The sequence below is a fragment of the Streptomyces sp. NPDC017936 genome (genome assembly GCF_044328485.1).
In the GTDB taxonomy this organism is placed as follows: domain Bacteria; phylum Actinomycetota; class Actinomycetes; order Streptomycetales; family Streptomycetaceae; genus Streptomyces.
In genome coordinates this window covers 310,565-328,442 of the sequence record NZ_JBIRHK010000003.1, presented here as the reverse complement: position 1 = coordinate 328,442, position 17,878 = coordinate 310,565, and the positions used below count along the sequence as shown (strand labels likewise).

General features: G+C 70.9%; 16 protein-coding genes and 2 tRNA genes. 7 read left to right on the top strand and 11 right to left on the bottom strand.

Annotated features, from left to right (window positions below; all coding sequences use genetic code 11):
- The first annotated feature begins 123 nt into the window (after window positions 1-123).
- Both ACH4F6_RS08100 and ACH4F6_RS08095 read left to right on the top strand, forming a co-directional pair.
- Window positions 124-1,068 carry a hypothetical protein gene (locus ACH4F6_RS08100; protein WP_397959068.1) on the top strand — a complete coding sequence of 315 codons (945 nt, stop codon included), beginning with the start codon at window positions 124-126 and terminating at the stop codon, window positions 1,066-1,068.
- Window positions 1,069-1,223: 155 nt separating this feature from the next.
- Window positions 1,224-1,499: a hypothetical protein gene (locus ACH4F6_RS08095; RefSeq protein ID WP_397959067.1), complete on the top strand. Its 276-nt coding sequence runs from the start codon at window positions 1,224-1,226 to the stop codon at window positions 1,497-1,499.
- A gap of 71 nt (window positions 1,500-1,570) precedes the next feature.
- On the opposite strand, the gene clpX is transcribed toward ACH4F6_RS08095, so the two are convergent.
- From clpX to ACH4F6_RS08070, 5 genes are all read right to left on the bottom strand, one after another.
- Window positions 1,571-2,857, bottom strand: coding sequence for an ATP-dependent Clp protease ATP-binding subunit ClpX (clpX, locus tag ACH4F6_RS08090; RefSeq protein WP_397959066.1), 1,287 nt, complete (start codon window positions 2,855-2,857; stop codon window positions 1,571-1,573).
- Window positions 2,858-3,049: 192 nt separating this feature from the next.
- A complete protein-coding gene (locus ACH4F6_RS08085; protein ID WP_397959065.1) occupies window positions 3,050-3,730 on the bottom strand; it encodes an ATP-dependent Clp protease proteolytic subunit in 681 nt (226 codons plus the stop codon).
- 50 nt (window positions 3,731-3,780) lie between these two features.
- Window positions 3,781-4,386, bottom strand: coding sequence for an ATP-dependent Clp protease proteolytic subunit (locus ACH4F6_RS08080; RefSeq protein ID WP_388750887.1), 606 nt, complete (start codon window positions 4,384-4,386; stop codon window positions 3,781-3,783).
- Window positions 4,387-4,776: 390 nt separating this feature from the next.
- A complete protein-coding gene (gene tig, locus ACH4F6_RS08075) occupies window positions 4,777-6,153 on the bottom strand; it encodes a trigger factor (RefSeq protein WP_397959064.1) in 1,377 nt (458 codons plus the stop codon).
- 188 nt (window positions 6,154-6,341) lie between these two features.
- A tRNA-Pro gene (locus tag ACH4F6_RS08070) sits at window positions 6,342-6,418 on the bottom strand.
- 167 nt (window positions 6,419-6,585) lie between these two features.
- On the opposite strand from ACH4F6_RS08070, the gene ACH4F6_RS08065 reads away from it, so the two are divergent.
- Window positions 6,586-6,656: transfer RNA gene (locus tag ACH4F6_RS08065), tRNA-Gly, on the top strand.
- Window positions 6,657-6,748: 92 nt separating this feature from the next.
- On the opposite strand, the gene ACH4F6_RS08060 is transcribed toward ACH4F6_RS08065, so the two are convergent.
- On the bottom strand, window positions 6,749-6,943 hold the full coding sequence (locus ACH4F6_RS08060; RefSeq protein ID WP_073491582.1) for a hypothetical protein: 195 nt from the start codon (window positions 6,941-6,943) through the stop codon (window positions 6,749-6,751).
- A gap of 486 nt (window positions 6,944-7,429) precedes the next feature.
- Here ACH4F6_RS08060 and ACH4F6_RS08055 point away from each other — a divergent pair, with 486 nt between their 5' ends.
- Window positions 7,430-8,581 carry an acyltransferase family protein gene (locus ACH4F6_RS08055; RefSeq protein ID WP_397959063.1) on the top strand — a complete coding sequence of 384 codons (1,152 nt, stop codon included), beginning with the start codon at window positions 7,430-7,432 and terminating at the stop codon, window positions 8,579-8,581.
- Here the strand turns inward: ACH4F6_RS08055 and ACH4F6_RS08050 are convergent.
- Window positions 8,578-9,066, bottom strand: a complete 489-nt coding sequence (locus ACH4F6_RS08050; RefSeq protein WP_397959062.1) for an HD domain-containing protein — start codon at window positions 9,064-9,066, stop codon at window positions 8,578-8,580. The genes ACH4F6_RS08055 and ACH4F6_RS08050 overlap by 4 nt on opposite strands.
- Before the next feature lie 20 nt (window positions 9,067-9,086).
- A complete protein-coding gene (locus tag ACH4F6_RS08045) occupies window positions 9,087-10,274 on the bottom strand; it encodes a PP2C family protein-serine/threonine phosphatase (protein WP_397959061.1) in 1,188 nt (395 codons plus the stop codon).
- A 163-nt stretch (window positions 10,275-10,437) separates the two neighbouring features.
- On the opposite strand from ACH4F6_RS08045, the gene ACH4F6_RS08040 reads away from it, so the two are divergent.
- Entirely contained in the window at window positions 10,438-11,700 is a 1,263-nt protein-coding gene (locus ACH4F6_RS08040) for a GNAT family N-acetyltransferase (RefSeq protein ID WP_397959060.1), read from the top strand.
- A gap of 58 nt (window positions 11,701-11,758) precedes the next feature.
- Here ACH4F6_RS08040 and ACH4F6_RS08035 read toward each other — a convergent pair whose 3' ends face one another.
- Window positions 11,759-12,562, bottom strand: coding sequence for an Fpg/Nei family DNA glycosylase (locus ACH4F6_RS08035; protein WP_397959059.1), 804 nt, complete (start codon window positions 12,560-12,562; stop codon window positions 11,759-11,761).
- A gap of 230 nt (window positions 12,563-12,792) precedes the next feature.
- Entirely contained in the window at window positions 12,793-13,278 is a 486-nt protein-coding gene (locus ACH4F6_RS08030) for a ribose-5-phosphate isomerase (RefSeq protein WP_397959058.1), read from the bottom strand.
- A 225-nt stretch (window positions 13,279-13,503) separates the two neighbouring features.
- Here ACH4F6_RS08030 and ACH4F6_RS08025 point away from each other — a divergent pair, with 225 nt between their 5' ends.
- Window positions 13,504-14,988: an amino acid permease gene (locus ACH4F6_RS08025; protein WP_397959056.1), complete on the top strand. Its 1,485-nt coding sequence runs from the start codon at window positions 13,504-13,506 to the stop codon at window positions 14,986-14,988.
- 124 nt (window positions 14,989-15,112) lie between these two features.
- Here ACH4F6_RS08025 and ACH4F6_RS08020 read toward each other — a convergent pair whose 3' ends face one another.
- Window positions 15,113-16,798: a serine/threonine-protein kinase gene (locus ACH4F6_RS08020; RefSeq protein ID WP_397959055.1), complete on the bottom strand. Its 1,686-nt coding sequence runs from the start codon at window positions 16,796-16,798 to the stop codon at window positions 15,113-15,115.
- Window positions 16,799-17,001: 203 nt separating this feature from the next.
- Here ACH4F6_RS08020 and ACH4F6_RS08015 point away from each other — a divergent pair, with 203 nt between their 5' ends.
- Entirely contained in the window at window positions 17,002-17,715 is a 714-nt protein-coding gene (locus ACH4F6_RS08015; RefSeq protein ID WP_397959054.1) for a hypothetical protein, read from the top strand.
- Window positions 17,716-17,878 lie beyond the last annotated feature (163 nt).

Here is a 17,878-nt window from a genome sequence, read left to right as displayed (position 1 = left end):
AGGTGTCACGACGCGGTCCCGAAACGCGTTTGTTCTGTAACGGTGAGGGCCCTGCCGACGTGCCTGGTCAGGGATTGAGCCAGGATGTGAAAACCACATAAGCATCTGGAGGGGAACGCAGGAATGAGCTACAACCAGCCGGGCCCGTACGGCGGCCAGCAGCCGCAGCAGCCAGGCCCGTACGGCCAGCCGGGCCCGTACGGCCAGCAGCCGCCGGCGCCCCAGCCCGGCTACGGCTACCCCCAGCAGTCCCCGCAGGGCGTCCCGCCCCAGACGCCGCCCTACGGCCAGCAGCCCGGCCCGTACGGCCAGCAGCCGCCCACCCCGCCCTACGGCCAGCAGCCCCCGTACGGCCAGGCCCCCTACGGCGTCCCCCAGCCCCCGGCGCCGGGCGGCGGCGGCAAGAAGGCGGGCATCATCATCGGCGCGGTCGCGGTCGTGGCGGCGATCGGCGTGGGCGCGTACTTCGTGATGGGCGGCAGTGGCGGCGCGGGCGGCCTCGAGGACGACGGCCCGCACAAGCTGACGACGCCTGCGACGGTGCTCGGCGACTACAAGACCGACTCCAGCGAAGGCGACACCCTGACCTCGGAGGACGTTAAGGACGCCGAGAAGTGGGGGGTGAAGAACCCGAAGGACGTGAGCGCCTCATACGTGTCCGGCAACGAGGACAACCCCCTGTCTCAGAAGATGATCCAGTTCGGCGGTGTCTACGGCGAGATCGACGACCCCGAGAAGGTCGTCGACGCCTTCCTGGCCCACATGAAGTCCGAGTCCGGGAAGGAGGACGAGGGCATGGAGGTCACCATGATCGGCGAGCCGAAGTCCTACGACTCGGCCGACGGCGCGGTCCTCAAGTGCCAGGACGCCAAGATGAAGTCGACGGAGAGCACCGGCGAGGGGCCGAGCGAGATGAACGTCTCGTACTGCGCGTGGGGCGACTACAGCACGCTGGGCTTCGTGATGCCCATGGACCTCGCCAACATGGCCGCCGAGAAGGCGGCGGACCAAGCGTCCGCCGCCGAGCTCGCCGCCAAGCTCCGCAAGGAAGTCCGCGTCAAGGCCTGACGCCGCAGACCGCACCAGGGTGCCCCGCGGACCCCGCTGGGCACCCTCGTCCTGTCAGCGCCGACATAAGCCATCGAACATCCTCCCGATCAGCCGCTAGGGTTTGTCATGGTCACGACCCTCGCAGGATCACAGGCAAACCGGGAGGATTTCGCGTGCTGAAACGAGCACTCACCGCAGCCGGGCTACTGGTCGTCCTGGGGGTCGCGCCCTTGGCGACCGCAGCGCCCGCATCCGCCACCGCTTCACAGTGCACGGGCATCCTGAACAGCTACGGGTACACGGTGGGGGCCAAGTCCACGGCAGCCTGCGGCTGGCGTCACAAGACCGGCTTCGGCGGCGTCGTCCTGGCCAACCCGAACTGTCTCAACGGGCTCGTCGCCCTCGGCGTGAAGTACAGCCACGCCGAGACAGCCTGCGAGTGGGCGTAAGAGCCACGCTGATACACGAGAGAAAGGGCGCCCGGCGAAGTGCCGGGCGCCCTTTCGGCGTTAAAGGACCGCTACGCCGTCTTCTGCTCCCCGGAACCCCGGCCGCGGGCGTCCCGCGGGATCAGGGTCGGGTTGACGTTGGAGTGGACGACGTCCGCGGTGATGACGACGCGGGCCACGTCCTTGCGGGACGGGACCTCGTACATCACCGACATCAGGACCTCTTCCATGATGGCGCGCAGGCCGCGGGCGCCGGTCTGGCGCAGGATGGCCTGGTCGGCGATGGCTTCGAGGGCCTCCCGCTCGAAGTCCAGCTCCACGCCGTCGAGTTCGAAGAGGCGCTGGTACTGCTTCACCAGCGCGTTGCGCGGCTCGACGAGGATCTGGAGCAGGGCCTCGCGGTCCAGGTTGTGGACCGAGGTGATGACCGGCAGACGCCCGATGAACTCGGGGATCATGCCGAACTTGACCAGGTCCTCGGGCATGACGTCCTCGAACTGGTCCTTGGCCTCCAGCTCCCGCTTGGAGCGGATCGTCGCGCCGAAGCCGATGCCCTTGGCGCCGGCCCGGGCCTCGATGATCTTCTCCAGGCCCGCGAAGGCGCCGCCCACGATGAACAGCACGTTCGTCGTGTCGATCTGGATGAACTCCTGGTGCGGGTGCTTGCGGCCGCCCTGCGGCGGGACGGAGGCCGTGGTGCCCTCCAGGATCTTCAGCAGGGCCTGCTGGACGCCCTCGCCCGAGACGTCGCGCGTGATCGAGGGGTTTTCACTCTTCCTCGCGACCTTGTCGATCTCGTCGATGTAGATGATCCCGGTCTCGGCCTTCTTGACGTCGTAGTCGGCGGCCTGGATCAGCTTCAGCAGGATGTTCTCGACGTCCTCGCCGACGTACCCCGCCTCGGTGAGCGCCGTGGCGTCGGCGATCGCGAAGGGGACGTTCAGCATGCGCGCGAGGGTCTGCGCGAGGAGGGTCTTGCCGGAGCCCGTGGGGCCCAGCAGGAGGATGTTGGACTTCGCCAGCTCGATCGCGTCGTCCCGGCCCTGCGCGCCGCCGTTCTCGCCGGCCTGGACGCGCTTGTAGTGGTTGTACACCGCGACCGACAGGGCCTTCTTGGCGGCCTCCTGGCCGACCACGTAGCCCTCGAGGAACTCGTAGATCTCCCGCGGCTTGGGGAGCTCCTCCCAGCGGACCTCACTGGTCTCCGCCAGCTCTTCCTCGATGATCTCGTTGCAGAGATCGATGCACTCGTCGCAGATGTACACACCGGGCCCTGCGATGAGCTTCTTGACCTGCTTCTGGCTCTTGCCGCAGAACGAGCACTTGAGCAGATCGCCGCCGTCACCGATGCGTGCCACGGTGTGCTTCCCCTTCGCCTGGGAGACGCCTGGACGCTACGAGTCCAGCGGCTCCTGGTGCTGCCTTATGTCGACGGTACCTTGCCGGGCCCCCCGTTCGGGCCCCCCTTGGCACGGTTGACGCCCGCGCGCTCGTGCGCGGACCGTGTCACACCGTGCCGAGGGGCGGCAGACGATACTCCCCCTCGCCCGCTAGCGCAGCGAGGTGTTGTTCATCTTCCGGGTCGAGATGATCTGGTCGATCAGGCCGTACGACAGCGCGTCCTCGGCCGTGAGGATCTTGTCGCGCTCGATGTCCTCGCGGATCTTCTCGATCGGCGTGGTGGAGTGCTTGGCCAGCATCTCCTCCAGCTGCGAGCGCATCCGCAGGATCTCGTTCGCGGCGATCTCCAGGTCGGAGACCTGGCCGCGGCCGGTCTCGCTGTACGGCTGGTGGATCAGCACGCGGGCGTTCGGCAGCGCCATGCGCTTGCCGGGCGTACCCGCGGCCAGCAGGATGGCGGCGGCGGAGGCCGCCTGGCCCATGCAGACCGTCTGGATGTCCGGCTTCACGAACTGCATCGTGTCGTAGATCGCCGTCAGCGCCGTGAAGGAGCCGCCGGGGCTGTTGATGTAGACCGAGATGTCCCGGTCGGGGTCCATCGACTCCAGGCACAGCAGCTGGGCCATGACGTCGTTGGCCGAGGCGTCGTCGATCTGGACGCCGAGGAAGATCACCCGCTCCTCGAAGAGCTTCGCGTACGGGTCGTACTCGCGGATGCCCTGCGAGGTGCGCTCGACGAAGCGCGGGATGACGTAACGGGACTCGGCCACGGGGCCCGCGTATTCGGCGCGCGTGCGGTCGTACAGGCCGCTGCCGGGGAAGTCGTTCACTGTCTGTCTCCTAGGGGCTGAGGCGGTCGGCTGGGGGCTCTGCTGGGGCCTCAGGCCCCGGTGCCGCCGCCGCCCGGCATGCCGGCGGCCGTGGCGATCACGTCGTCGATGAGGCCGTACGCCTTGGCCTCGAAGGCGTCGAACCAGCGGTCGCGGTCCGAGTCACGGGTGATCTGCTCGACCGACTGGCCGGTGTGCTGGGACGTGAGCTCGGCCATGCGCTTCTTGGTGTGCAGCAGCCGCTCGGCGTGGATCTTGATGTCCGAGGCCGAGCCCGCCAGGCCGGCGGAGGGCTGGTGGATCAGGATCTCGGCGTTCGGCAGGGCGAAGCGCTTGCCGGGCGTGCCCGCGCTGAGCAGGAACTGGCCCATCGAGGCGGCGAGGCCCATGGCGATGGTCACCACGTCGTTCTTGATGTACTGCATGGTGTCGTAGATCGCCATGCCGGCCGTGATCGAGCCGCCGGGGCTGTTGATGTAGAGGTAGATGTCCTTGTCCGGGTCGGCGGCAAGGAGCAGCAGCTGTGCGGTGATCTTGTTCGCGATGTCGTCGTCGACCGGCTGGCCGAGGAAGATGATGCGCTCGTTGAGCAGCCGGTTGTAGACATGGTCGCCGAGGCCTCCGCCGATGGAAGGCTCGCCGGCGGCGGAGGGCATCAGATTCGTCACGTATCCACCTGCTCGTCTTACGACGGCGCCGGGCCGTCTCACGTGTGCTGCCGGGGCGTGGGGCCGTCCGGCGGTTCGGCGACTCCCCTGCCCTCGTATTCATGGACCCTAACGCGCGGGTCCCTTCGGGGAATCCCGGAGAAGGGGGTGTTCGCCGGGGGCGTAGCGGTGTCGACGGCGGACGGGCGGGCGCGGTTCTCCCGGGCGCCGGGGTTTCCCGCGGCCGCGGGCGCGCCGCGGCCGGTCCCGGCCGCGGCGGGGCCGCGGGCCGGTACGCTCCCGCGCCCGGGGGCCGCCGCCCCGGGTACGGCCGAGGGGCCCCGGAGCTGTTCCGCCCCGGGGCCCCTCGTACCCGTGTCAGAGGTGCGACGAGACCGCTCAGGCCTCGGGCTTCTCCTCGGAGGTCTCGGCGGCGGCCTCGGCGGCCTCCTCCGTCTCCTCCTCGTCGTCCAGGTCGATGACCTCGCCGTTGGTGTCCTTGACCGTGGCGGCCTCGACGACCGTGGCCAGGGCCTTGCCGCGGGCGACCTCGCCGACCAGGAGCGGAACCTGGCCGCCCTCGACGACCGCCTGGGCGAACTGGTCGGGCGACATGCCGGAGGACGCGGCGCGGCGCATGAGGTGCTCGGTGAGCTCCTCCTGGTTCACGTTCAGCTTCTCGCGCTTGACGAGCTCGTCCAGGACGAACTGGGTCTTGATGCCCTTGACCGCGGCCTCACGGGTCTCGGCCTCGAACTCCTCGGCGGTCTTGCCCTGGATCTCCAGGTACTTGTCGAGGGTCAGGCCCATCTGGCCGAGCTGGTGGTGCTCCAGGTTGTGCTTGCGGGTGTTGATCTCGTCCTCGAGCAGCTTCTCGGGGACGGGCACCTCGACGAGCTCCAGCAGCTTCTCCAGGACGCGCTCCTGGGCCTGCGTGGCCTGGTCGTACTGCTTCATGTTCTCGAGGCGCTTGCGGCTGTCCGCCTTCAGCTCCTCCAGGGTGTCGAACTCGGAGGCGAGCTGCGCGAACTCGTCGTCCAGCTCGGGCAGTTCGCGGGCGGCGACCTGGCTGACCTTGACGGTGACCTCGGCCTCCTTGCCGGCCGCCGAGCCGCCCTTGAGCTCGGAGGTGAAGGTGGCCTCGCCACCGGCCTCCAGGCCCTTCACGGCGTCGTCGATGCCCTCGAGGAGCTCGCCGGAGCCGATGGTGTAGGAGACGCCCTCGGCGACGCCGTCCTTGAGGACCTCGCCGTCGACCTTGGCCTGCAGGTCGACCGTGACGACGTCGCCGTCCTCGGCGGCGCGCTCGACCGGGGAGGTCGAGGCGAAGCGCTCACGGAGCTGCTCGACCGACTTCTCGACGTCCTCGTCCGTCACCTCGACGGCGTCGACCTCGACCTCGATGGAGGAGAAGTCCTCGGGGAGCTCCAGGGAGGGGCGGACGTCGACCTCGGCGGTGAAGTTCAGCGTCTCGCCGTCCTTCAGCTCGGTGATGTCGACCTCGGGCTGGCCCAGGACGTCGATCTCGGCCTCGTTGACCGCCTCGGTGTAGAACTTCGGCAGCGCGTCGTTGACGGCCTCCTCCAGCACGGCACCGCGGCCGAAGCGCTGGTCGATGACCCGCGCGGGGATCTTGCCCTTGCGGAAGCCCTTCACCGTGACCTGCTGGTTGATCTTCTTGTACGCCGCGTCGAGGCTGTCCTTGAGCTCCTCGAAGGGCACCTCGACAGTGAGCCGAACCCGGGTCGGGTTCAGGGTCTCCACGGCGCTCTTCACGGTTCGGTCTCCTTGTGGCTGACTTCTTGGTTTTCGCCGGAGCCAGAGAGGTCCGGCGATTCGCCGCCCGGGAGAGTTCGTAGGCCGAGTGGGCCGGGACACACGGGCGCGCAGTCTGCATAGTAACCGCAGCCAGGGGACGGCCCAAAAGACGATCACCGGCGAGGCGTCGACGTGATCGCGCAGGTTGGTCGGGGTGGCGGGATTTGAACCCACGGCCTTCCGCTCCCAAAGCGGACGCGCTACCAAGCTGCGCCACACCCCGTCTGGTGCGACACGTAGGGTACATCCCCGCCGACCGTCCGACCGCCGCTTTTGCCGAGCTCCCGGGCGGACCGCGGCGCGGGCCGGAAACGGGGTGTGCGGGCGGGGGCGCCGACCCGCTACGATGCGTGCAGTGCCGCGGGTCGCAGGAGCTGCGGCGCGCGCTGTGCGGGCGTAGCTCAATGGTAGAGCCCCAGTCTTCCAAACTGGCTACGCGGGTTCGATTCCCGTCGCCCGCTCTGTTCGGCCCGGGGCCGGGCGGGAGGTCGACCTTCCGTCCGGCCCCTGGTGCTTCCGGGGCCGGGACGCCCGCCGCCGCGGGTCCGGCCGGTCAGAAGCTGATCGAGTTGATCGTTTCCGCGAGGGAGTTCAGGAAGCGGTTGATCGACGGGGCCATGCCCGTCGAGGCGAGGAAGAAGCCGAAGAGGATCGCGACGATGGCCGGGCCGGCCTTGATCGACCCGCCCCGGATCAGCACGACCAGCACGATCGCCAACAGCAGCACCACTGACAGTGAAATGGCCACAACTGATCACACCCTCGATCGGTCCGCTTCCCCGGCCCGGGGGTGCGACCCCGCACACCCCCGCCAGAGACCATCGTGCCACCAACCCGGCCTCCCTATGCGGCCCGTGAGGCATCCTCACCGACGACTGCCCGCGTCCCGGTGGCACCGCGCACCCCTGGAAGCCCGCCGCACGGCGGAGTCGGGGGCGTGCTCCCCGCGTACGCCCCGGACGTTCCCCTCACCCTTCCTCCCTACCCGTCGCGGAAATCCACAAAGGGCGCACGGGTAATTCGAATTACCGGCGCGAGAGCGCCGACACCCCTCACGCGACCGGAGTTATGCACCTTTTAGTCGGGATGAATCGTGACATCCGAGGCGCTCGGGAAGATCAATTGACGTGCCCGAGAAGGCCAAGAGCACGTCCGCCGCGGTGAATTGAGGAATGCCGTCGCCATGACGTGGGATGTTTTACGTATTGCCGTACACGACGCTAGGGTGCCTCAGATGTCCCACGCCGCTTCGTCCCTCGAACCGAGTACGCGCTCTCCGCAGGGCGGGAAGGACCAGCACCACCGGTCCCCCGACAGACGGCCGAAACGGCGTGACGCCTTCTTCGACAACGCCAAGTACCTGGCCATCGTGCTGGTGGCCCTCGGCCACGCCTGGGAGCCGTTGAAGGGCGACAGCCGGGTGCTCACGGCGGCGTACGTGCTGGTGTACACGTTCCACATGCCGGCCTTCATCATCGTCTCCGGCTTCTTCTCCCGCGGCTTCGACGGGAGCCCCGGCCGGCTGAAGCGGCTGGTGACGGGCATCGTCGTGCCGTACGTCGTCTTCGAGACCGCGTACCCGCTCCTGAAGACGTACGTCGACGGCTCCCCCCAGGACATCAGCCTGCTCGACCCCTACTACCTGACCTGGTTCCTGTGCGCGCTGTTCGTCTGGCGGCTGACCACCCCCTTCTGGAAGCTGGTCCGGTATCCGCTGCCGCTCGCGCTGGGCATCGCCATGGCGGCGTCCGCCACCCCGGGCATCGGCGGTGACCTGGACCTGCCGCGCGTCCTGCAGTTCCTGCCGTTCTTCGTGCTGGGCCTGCACCTGAAGCCGGAGCACTTCCAGTGGGTGCGCCGGCGCTCGGTCCGGATCGCGGCCGTGCCGGTGTTCGCCTTCGCGCTGGCCTTCTCCTGGTGGGCGGTGCCGCGGATGAACAGCGGATGGCTCTACCACCGCAACTCCGCGCAGGAGCTGGGCGCCCCGTGGTGGGTCGGTCCGGTCATGCAGCTGGCCCTGTTCGGCTGCTCCCTGCTGCTGACCGCCTGCTTCCTCTCCTGGGTGCCGGGCCGCACCACGTGGTTCACGGCGCTCGGCGCGGGCACGCTCTACGGCTACCTGATGCACGGCCTGCTGCTCAAGACCGCCGAATACCGCGGCTGGTTCGACCACCCCGCGCTGCACCGCCCGCTCGGGGAGATCGCCGTCAGCGTCGTCGCGGCCGCGGCCGTCACCCTGCTGTGCACCGGGCCCGTGCGGCGGGTGTTCCGGTGCGTGGTGGAACCGAGGATGGAGTGGGCCTTCAGGCGGGACGCGGCCGAGCAGGCCCGGGAACGGGAGCGGCGGGAGGAGCGGCGGCCGGAGCGCGAGAAGGCCGGCGTCTAGGGACCGGCGGGTTCCCGGGGCGGGCCGTGGTCCCGGCCGTCCCGGTGGGTCTCGAGGCCGAGGAGGGCGCGCATCCGGGCGTACTTCCCGGTCAGCCGGGTGCGGGTCGGCTCGTCCAGGGCGGCCAGCCGGGCCGGGTCCGCGTTGTGCGCCAGGTCCGACTCCTTCACCAGCAGCGCGCCCGCGGTGGCGCGGACGCGTGCCGCGTACGCCTCCGGCGCCTCCCCCGCCCGCTTGGTGACCGCCAGCACGATGGCCTTCGTGCGGTCGCTCAGCGCGGCCCCGCGCAGCCAGGCCTCGGTGAGGACGCCGTCCTCGACGGCGTCGTGCAGCCAGGCCGCCGCGATCTGGTCGGCGTCGCCGCCCCGGGACCGTACGCCCTCCGCGACCGCCCGCAGGTGCTCCGCGTAGGGGCGGCCCGCCTTGTCGGTCTGGTTCTGGTGGGCGGCGCGGGCGAGTGCCTCGACCTCGGTCAGGGTCAGCATCGGTTCTCCTGCGGGCGGTGTCAGCGGAGCGGCGCCGCCGTCAGGGCGGTCGGGCCCTCGCGGCAGATCAGCAGCAGGGCGCGGTCGTCGTTGACGTCCTTGGCGACCGCCTCGATCAGGTGCCAGGCGGCGCCCTGGAAGCCGCCGGCGACATAGCGGTCGGCCTCGCCGGTGAGGCGGTCGATGCCTTCGACGATGTCCCGGTCGGAGGTCTCCACCAGGCCGTCGGTGAAGAGCATCAGCACGTCACCGGGGCGCAGGGAGCCCTTCACGGGATCGAACTGCGCGCCCTCGTAGACGCCGAGCAGCGGGCCCTCGGCCGCCTTCTCCTCCCAGCGGCCGCTGCCCGCGCTGAGCTGGAGGCCCGGCGGGTGCCCGGCGGAGTACAGCTCGTAGTCGCCGGAGTCGAGGTCGAGGACGAGGTGGATGGAGGTCGCGAAGCCCTCTTCCCAGTCCTGGCGGAGGAGGTAGCCGTTCGCGGCGGGCAGGAAGGCGTGCGGGGGCAGGCTGCCGAGCAGGCCGCCGAAGGCGCCGGACAGCAGCAGGGCGCGGGAGCCGGCGTCCATGCCCTTGCCGGAGACGTCCGTGAGGACGACCTCCAGGGTGCGGCCGCCGTTGGTGCGCGCCGCGACGACGAAGTCACCGGAGAACGACTGGCCCCCGGCGGGCCGCAGCGCCATCTCGCGGTGCCAGCCCTGCGGCAGTTTCGGCAGCTTGCTCTGCACCCGGATGCGTTCGCGCAGGTCGAAGAGCATGGTGCCGCCGCGCCGCCAGGGCACGCCGACCCGGCTGCGGAACTGGGCGATGAGCAGGCCGAAGAAGCCGCAGGCGGCCACCACCAGGACCACGCCCGGGGTCACCCGGGACGGGCCCTCGGTGTACGGGCCCAGTCGCACCGACTCCACGATCAGGGCCGTGGCCGCCGCCGCGTACAGGCCGAGCAGGCTCGCCGGGCGCAGCAGGAGGCCGCCGGCGACGATCGGCAGGACGAGCGCGGCCGGTGAGCACCACACCGAGTTGGCCAGCGTGGTGACCGCGATCAGCGGGACGGTGAGCAGCAGGCCGGCCAGCGCGATCCAGTCCGACCCGTCGCCGCGGAAGTAGTCCACGGCGCTTTTGCGCACGCCGGTGCGGACCCGGTGCACCAGGTGCCTGAACCGGGCCGTCCACGTCTCGGCTTCCGCGCGCCGCTGTCGTCCTGCTGCCATTAGTTCGGGACCCTATCCATCCAACCCACCGCTTGGCACGGGAGGTCCCACTTGTCCCCCGTCCGAGGTTCGACTTCACAGTGAACGGCACGGAAAGCGCTCGCGCCGCACGGAGGACGAAATTCCCTGGCTCGTACCGCAATGGGCTGCTAGGCATGGATCCATGACGACTGAGACGACGGACCGCGCGGGTCTTCCGGCTGTCGACCTGCGGGTGTTGCGCCCCGAGGAGTGGGAGCGGTGGTACGACACCCTGCTGCGCGCCTTCGGCGGGGTCGGCGAGCCCGACGAGGAACGGGCGCTGTGGAAAGGGCTGACCCCGTGCGGGCGTTCCGTCGGAGCGTGGGACGGCGACGAGGTGGTGGGGACGGCCGGCGCGTTCGACTTCCGGCTCACCGTGCCCGGCGGGGCCTCGGTGCCGGCCGCGGGCGTGACGATGGTCGGCGTGCTCGCCACGCACCGGCGGCGCGGGCTGCTGACGCGGATGATGCGGCGGCAGCTGGACGACGTCCGCTCCTGGGGTGAGCCGCTGGCCGTGCTCACCGCGTCCGAGGGCTCGATCTACGGGCGGTTCGGGTACGGGGCGGCGACCTTCGGGCTGGCCTGCGAGATCGACACCAGCCGGGTCCGGCTGTCCGTCCCCGCCGGCACGGACGACGTGCGGCTGCGGTACGCCGATCCCGCCGACGTCCTCGGCCTGTGCGAGGCGGTGTACGCGCGGACCGTGCCGGGGCGGCCCGGGATGCTGGCGCGGCGGCCCGGCTGGGAGCGGCTGGGCGTGCTCGATCCGGAGAGCGCGCGGGGCGGGGCGTCGCCGTTGCAGTGCGTGGTCGCCGAGCGGAACGGGGAGGCCGTCGGGTACGCCCGGTTCCGGGTCAGGCCGGAGTGGACCGACACCGGGCACAACGGGCAGGTCGTGCTGCAGGACCTGGCCGCGGTGGAGCCGGTGGCCGGGGCGGCGCTGTGGCGGTTCCTGTTCGAAATCGACCTCACGACCTCGCTGAAGGTGCGGGGGCGGCCGCTGGACGACGCCTGGCAGCACCTCGTCTCCGACCTCCGGCGGTGCCGGTTGCGGGTGCGCGACTCGTTGTACGTGCGGCTGGTGGACGTCGGGGCCGCGCTGGAGGCACGCGCCTATCAGGCGCCGGTGGACGTGGTCCTGGAGGTGGAGGACGCCTTCTGCCCGTGGAACTCGGGGCGGTGGCGGTTGTCCGGGGACGCGAAGGGAGCGACCTGCGCGCGTACCGGGGACGCGGCCGACCTCGCCCTGTCGGTAAGGGAGTTGGGGTCCGCGTACCTCGGGGGCGTGAGCCTGTCCTCGCTGGCGGCGGCCGGGCGGGTGCGGGAGCTGCGGTCGGGGGCGCTGGCGGAGGCCTCGGTGGGGTTCGGGAGCCCGGTGGCGCCCTGGCTGCCGCACGGGTTCTAGGGGCGGCGCGGATGCGGCCCGGGTTCCCGGGTCCCCGGGGCGCCGCGCCGCGCGGGTGTCAGTTCTTCTGGCAGGTCGGGCACCAGAAGAGGTTGCGGGCGGCCAGGTCCGCGGTGCGGATCGGGTCGCCGCAGAGGTGACAGGGCTGGTGGGTGCGGCGGTAGACGTAGACCTCGCCGCCGTGGTCGTCGACGCGGGGCGGGCGGCCCATCGCCTCGGGGGTGTGTTCCGGGCGGACGGTGTCGATGCGGTTGTTGCGGACGCCCTCGCGCATGAGGGCGACGAGGTCGGTCCAGATCGCGTCCCACTCGGCCGGGGTGATGTCCCGGCCCGGGCGGTACGGGTCGATGCCGTGACGGAAGAGGACCTCCGCGCGGTAGACGTTGCCGACGCCGGCGATGACCTTCTGGTCCATGAGGAGGGCGGCGATCGTCGTACGGCTGCGGGAGATGCGGCGGTAGGCGAGGTCCGGGTCGGCGTCGGCGCGGAGGGGGTCCGGGCCGAGGCGGTCGTGTATCGCCCGCTTCTCGTCGTCGGTGATCAGGGCGCAGGTGGTGGGGCCGCGGAGGTCGACGTAGGCGGTGGGGCCGGCGATGCGGAGGCGGACGGTGTCCGTGGGCGGGGGCGCGGGGGCGTCGCCGAAGGTGACCTTGCCGAAGAGGCCGAGGTGGATGTGGATCCAGGTGTCGTTGCCGAAGCCGAGGAAGAGGTGCTTGCCGTGGGCCTCGGTGCGGGTGAGGGGGGTGCCGGTGAGGAGGGCCGCGGCGGCGGAGAACGTGCCCTGGGGGCTGGTGAGGGTGGCTTCGCCGGTGAAGCGGGCGTAGTCCTGGGCCAGGCGGTGGATCGTGTGCCCTTCCGGCACGGTGGCGTTCCTCTCGGTCGAACGGTTACCGCCCTCTCGCCCGCCCGACTCCGCCGGACGAGAGGTGGGCCCTCGCCGGACCCCGTCCCGGGGTCCGGCGAGGGGGGTGGGCCGACCGGGCGGAGGAGCCGGGCGGCCCGGCCGGGTGGATCACCCGCGCCGGCCGGGCCGCTCCGCGTCCTCGTGGGCGAGGGGGCGGGCCCACCGTCCGTCCGCCCCGGCCCGGTGGGTCACTGCTGGGGGTGGTGGGCCGGGATCGGGGGCAGGTCGCCGGTGGTCTCGTAGGACGCCAGCATGTCGATGCGGCGGACGTGGCGGGCGTCCTCGGAGAAGGGCGTGTCGAGGAAGGTCTCGACGAACTTCGTCGCCTCGTCCCGGGTGTGCATGCGGGCGCCGACGGCGACGACGTTGGCGTTGTTGTGCTGGCGGCCCAGGGAGGCCGTCTCCTCGCTCCACGCGAGGGCGGCGCGCACGCCCTTGACCTTGTTCGCGGCGATCTGCTCGCCGTTGCCGGAGCCGCCGATCACGATGCCGAGGGAGTCGGGGTCCGCGGCCGTGCGCTCCGCGGCGCGGAGGCAGAAGGGCGGGTAGTCGTCCTGGGCGTCGTAGATGTGGGGGCCGCAGTCGACCGGGTCGTGACCCGCCGCCTTCAGCCACTCGACGAGGTGGTTCTTGAGTTCGAAACCTGCATGGTCCGAGCCGAGATACACGCGCATGGCACGAGTGTGACACGCGTGCCGCCGGGTGGCAGCGCCGGGTGGTGTGCCCGAAAAGTGTGAGCAAAACTACAAAACCTCAGGGAAACCTCAAATAACAATCCGGATTCAAAGGTTCCCGAATCTAGATGCCTCGGATTCACTGGACCGTCTCGTACACCCCCGGTATCCCGTACACCGCTCGTACGGGAGACACCTCCACGCGGCGCAAAGGAAATCCATCCCATGACCTCGCAGCCGACCCTGACGAAGGCCGAAAACGGCCGGGGAGGCCCCGGCGACCCCGGTTCCGGTCTCCACGCGGGCCTCAAGAACCGCCACCTCTCGATGATCGCCATCGGCGGAGTCATCGGAGCCGGCCTGTTCGTCGGATCCAGTTCCGGCATCGCCACCGCCGGGCCCGGCATCCTCCTCTCCTACGCCCTCGTCGGCACCCTCGTGGTGCTGGTGATGCGGATGCTCGGTGAGATGTCCGCGGCCAATCCGACCTCGGGTTCCTTCTCCGCCCACGCCGACCGCGCCCTCGGGCCGTGGGCCGGCTTCTCCATCGGCTGGCTGTACTGGTTCTTCTGGGTCGTCGTGCTGGCCGTCGAGGCCACCGCGGGCGCCGCCATCCTCGAGTCGTGGGTTCCGGCCGTCCCGCAGTGGGGCTGGGCGCTGATCGTGATGGTGGTGCTGACCGCCACCAACCTCGTCTCCGTCGGCTCCTACGGCGAGTTCGAGTTCTGGTTCGCCGGCATCAAGGTCGTCGCCATCGGCGCCTTCATCGTCGTCGGCGGGCTCGCCGTCTTCGGCGTGCTGCCCGGCGCCGACACCGACAAGGCCGGGATCGGCAACCTCATCGACCACGGCGGCTTCCTGCCCCACGGCGCCGGCTCCATCCTCACCGGCGTGCTGCTCGTCGTCTTCTCCTTCATGGGCAGCGAGATCGCCACCCTGGCCGCCGGCGAGTCCGAGAACCCGCAGCGTGCCGTGACCAAGTCGACCAACAGCATCATCTGGCGCATCGCCGTCTTCTACCTCGGGTCGATCTTCGTCGTCATCGCCCTGCTGCCGTGGAACGACCCCTCCATCAAGGAGAAGGGCTCCTACGTCGCCGCGCTCGACTCCCTCGGCATCGCGCACGCCGGTCAGATCATGAACTTCATCGTGCTGACCTCCGTGCTCTCCTGCCTCAACTCCGGGCTCTACACCGCCTCGCGCATGGCCTTCTCGCTCGGTGAGCGCGGGGACGCGCCGAAGGCCTTCGCCCGGACCACCTCGCGTGGCGTGCCGATGGCGGCGATCATCGCCTCCGTCGTCTTCGGCTTCGTCGCCGTCTTCTTCAACTACAAGTTCCCGGACAGCGTCTTCCTCTTCCTGGTCAACTCCAGCGGTGCCGTCGCCCTGTTCGTCTGGCTCGTCATCTGCTTCTCGCAGCTGCGCATGCGGAAGATCATCCAGGCCGAGGCCCCGGAGAAGCTGGTCGTCCGGATGTGGCTGTACCCGTACCTGACCTGGGCCACCGCCGCGCTGATCGTCTTCGTCCTCGGCTACATGCTGACCGACACCGAGCACGACGGGCGCGAGACCGTGCTGCTGTCCCTGCTCGTCGCCGCCCTGGTCCTCGTCATCGCCTTCGTGAAGCAGAAGGTCGCCGGGCAGGCGAAGCGGAACGGGGACGCCGGCAACGGGGAGGGCGCCGCCCTGGAGGACGCCGCCGTCAAGTAGTCCGCGCCGACGCCGGCGCCGACTCGGACCCAAAGTCGGCGCCGGCCTCGGTCCCGGTGCCTGATGCGGCATCCGAGTCGTTCGTCCGGAGAGGGGGCCCGCGCACGCGGGCCCCCTTTTCGTGTCACAGCACGGTGAAGCTGTCCTTCACCTTCTCGTACGTGCGCAGCGCCGTCGGCTCCGCCTCCGGCCGGTACCAGGTGTTGATCTGGTACGACTTCCCGCTCTCGTCGAAGCCGAGGAGCCGGGCGTGCCAGCGGGTGCCCTGGAGGGTGAAGGTGTACTCCCAGACGACCGCCGGGTTGCCGCGGAACGTCGTCTCCTCCAGGCGGATCTTGCGGTAGCCCTCGCCCTGGCGGGCGTTCAGCTCGGACGTCTCCCAGGTCTCCCTCAGGTCGCCCCGGGCCAGGGAGGACTTGGCGACGAGCTCCTGTGTGCCGTCGGGGGACGTGTAGTGGACCTCCGCTCCCGTCTTGACGTCGCGCCGCCACCCCTCGGGCGTCGCCCACGCGTACCCGCCCGCCTCCTGGTGTGCGCCGGGCGGCAGGCTCGGCGGCCTGAAGGTGCCCTCGACGGTCGGGGACGCGCTGCGGGTGCTCCGGGTCGGGGCGGTGGCGGAGGCCGGGGGCCGCGACGAGGAGCCGGCCCGGTCCCCGCCCTCCCCGGATCCGCGGGCCGACGCCAGCACGACCGCCACCGCCACGGCCACCGCCAGGACCACGGCTCCCGCCGCGGCGGCCGCCAGGGTGGTGCGGCGGGCGGTTCCCGGGCGGGCTCCGGCGCCGCGGGGCGGGGCGGGGCCGAAAGGGGCGGGAGGGGTCGGGGTGGGGGCCGGAGCGGGCGGGTGCACGGGCCTGCGTTCGGTCGGGGCCTGGGCACGGGTGAGGGAGACGCCGGGGCCGTCGGTGAGGGCGGCGCCGGGTGCGGAGGAGCGGGGTCCGTCCGGGGGCGGCGGGGGCGCGTACGGGTGCGGGTGCGGTGGCGCCGTGGCCGGTCCCCCGGAGGGCGGGGGCTCGGCCGACGCCACGGAACGCAGGGCCGACTCCAGATCCGCCAGGCTCGCGCGGACCGCCGGTTCCTTCTCCAGGAGGGCGGCCAGGATCTCGCGCAACGGGCCCGCCGCGGGAGGGAGTTCGGGTTCCTCGTAGAGGACCGCGTGCAGGGTCGCCAGGGTCGTGTCGCGGGAGAAGGGCGAGTGGCCGGCCAGGGCCGCGCAGAGGGTGGCGCCCAGGGACCACACGTCGGACGGCGGCCCCTGCGGGCGGCCGGCGATGCGCTCGGGGGCCATGTAGTCGGGGGAACCGACCAGCATGCCCACCATGGTGAGGGCCTTCGCGTCCTGGATCGCGGCGATGCCGAAGTCGGTGAGCACCACGCGCTCGCCTCCGTCCTCGACCAGGACGTTGCCCGGCTTGATGTCGCGGTGCAGGACGCCCCGGGCGTGGACCTCGCGCAGCGCGGTGACCAGGCCGAGGCCGATCCGGGCCGTCTCGCGCGGGCCGAGGGGGCCCTCCTCGGCCAGGAGCCGCTCCAGGGACCGGCCCGCCACCAACTCCATGACGATCCAGAGGCGTTCGCCCTCGTCGACGACGTCGTAGACGCGGACGACGTGGGGGTGGTCGATGCGGGCGGTGGCCCTGGCCTCGCGGAGGGTGCGTTCGCGGCGGGTGCGCGCGTCCTCCGCGTCGAGGCCGTCTATGCGCATCTCCTTGACGGCGACCTGACGGTCGAGCATTTCGTCGGCGGCCCGCCACACCCGCCCCATTCCCCCCTGCCCGATACTCTCGGCCAACCGATAGCGCGCCGCCACCAGAAGACCTGGGACACCGCCACTCCTGGTATTCCCCGAGTCACTCGCGTTCCCCGCGTTTCCCGGCAATTCTCCGCACCCCCTCCATTGCCCGCTCTCAGGAACACAATGGTCACACTTGGCGCCGTACCAGCATAGTGCGGAGAAATCTTGTGGTACCTCTTCGAGTACTGCGAATTCAGGCGCAGCCAAGGGGGACGAACATGAGTTCTCGTCGTACGACGACCATCGCGGGATCGCTGGTCGCGGCAACTTTCTCGGCAGTGATGATCCTTTCCCTCCCTGCCGTCGCGGACGACCAGGGGCCCGGCAGCGACAAGGGGGGAAAGGCCGTCGACGAGGCGCCCGCGGGCGTGAGGCTGAGCACGCTGCTGCCCGAGCGGATCTCGGTCGACAACGACTCACAGGAAACGGCGATCACCGCCACGGTGAAGAACGAAGGGACCAGGGAAAGCGGTGCCGTCAGGCTTTTGGTCGTCGGTTTCGACGGACTGACGGTCAAAAACGTCCAGGGTTGTTCGCGGATCGCGGAGGAGGATCTCCCCGAGGGTTCGAACAGCGGTTTCTCCTGCCCGGTCGGCGCTCTGGCCGCCGGGGCGTCGACGTCGTACGACGTCGACGCGACCTTCGATCTGGGCAGGACCGGGAAGATCTGTCTGCCCGTCCAGACCTCGGACGGGTCGAAGACGTTCTGGCAGCAGGGGCCGGTGCCGTTCGGCACGACGAACCCGTCACCGAACGCCCCCGCCACCCCGCTGCTGCTCGGCACCGACAACACGCCCGTGGGACCCGGCGGCGGCGAACTGCCCAGGACCGGGCTCGGCCGGGACGTCCTGCCGCTCGGCGCGGCCGGCGCGGCGCTGCTCACGGCCGGTGCGGCCGGGCTGTGGTGGTCGCGCCGGGGACAGCGGGGCTGACCCGGGAGACAGCCGGGTGACCCGGGAACGACAGCGGGGGGCATGACCCGACGGTTTCCGTCGGGTCATGCCCCCCCCCACCCGCGGGCCGAACCCGGGGGGACCCGCCCGCCACCCTACACGCGGGGGGGCCCCAGCCCCACGCCCCCGCCGCCCCGAGGGG

Excerpts from the sequence above, each read along its gene's own strand:
- ACH4F6_RS08045 (WP_397959061.1), bottom strand. The coding sequence starts at position 10,274 with ATGGCAGCAGGACGACAGCGGCGCGCGGAAGCCGAGACGTGGACGGCC.
- ACH4F6_RS08025 (WP_397959056.1), top strand. The coding sequence starts at position 13,504 with ATGACCTCGCAGCCGACCCTGACGAAGGCCGAAAACGGCCGGGGAGGC.
- ACH4F6_RS08100 (WP_397959068.1), top strand. The coding sequence starts at position 124 with ATGAGCTACAACCAGCCGGGCCCGTACGGCGGCCAGCAGCCGCAGCAG.
- ACH4F6_RS08050 (WP_397959062.1), bottom strand. The coding sequence starts at position 9,066 with ATGCTGACCCTGACCGAGGTCGAGGCACTCGCCCGCGCCGCCCACCAG.
- ACH4F6_RS08040 (WP_397959060.1), top strand. The coding sequence starts at position 10,438 with ATGACGACTGAGACGACGGACCGCGCGGGTCTTCCGGCTGTCGACCTG.
- ACH4F6_RS08055 (WP_397959063.1), top strand. The coding sequence starts at position 7,430 with ATGTCCCACGCCGCTTCGTCCCTCGAACCGAGTACGCGCTCTCCGCAG.
- ACH4F6_RS08030 (WP_397959058.1), bottom strand. The coding sequence starts at position 13,278 with ATGCGCGTGTATCTCGGCTCGGACCATGCAGGTTTCGAACTCAAGAAC.
- ACH4F6_RS08080 (WP_388750887.1), bottom strand. The coding sequence starts at position 4,386 with ATGCCCTCCGCCGCCGGCGAGCCTTCCATCGGCGGAGGCCTCGGCGAC.
- ACH4F6_RS08015 (WP_397959054.1), top strand. The coding sequence starts at position 17,002 with ATGAGTTCTCGTCGTACGACGACCATCGCGGGATCGCTGGTCGCGGCA.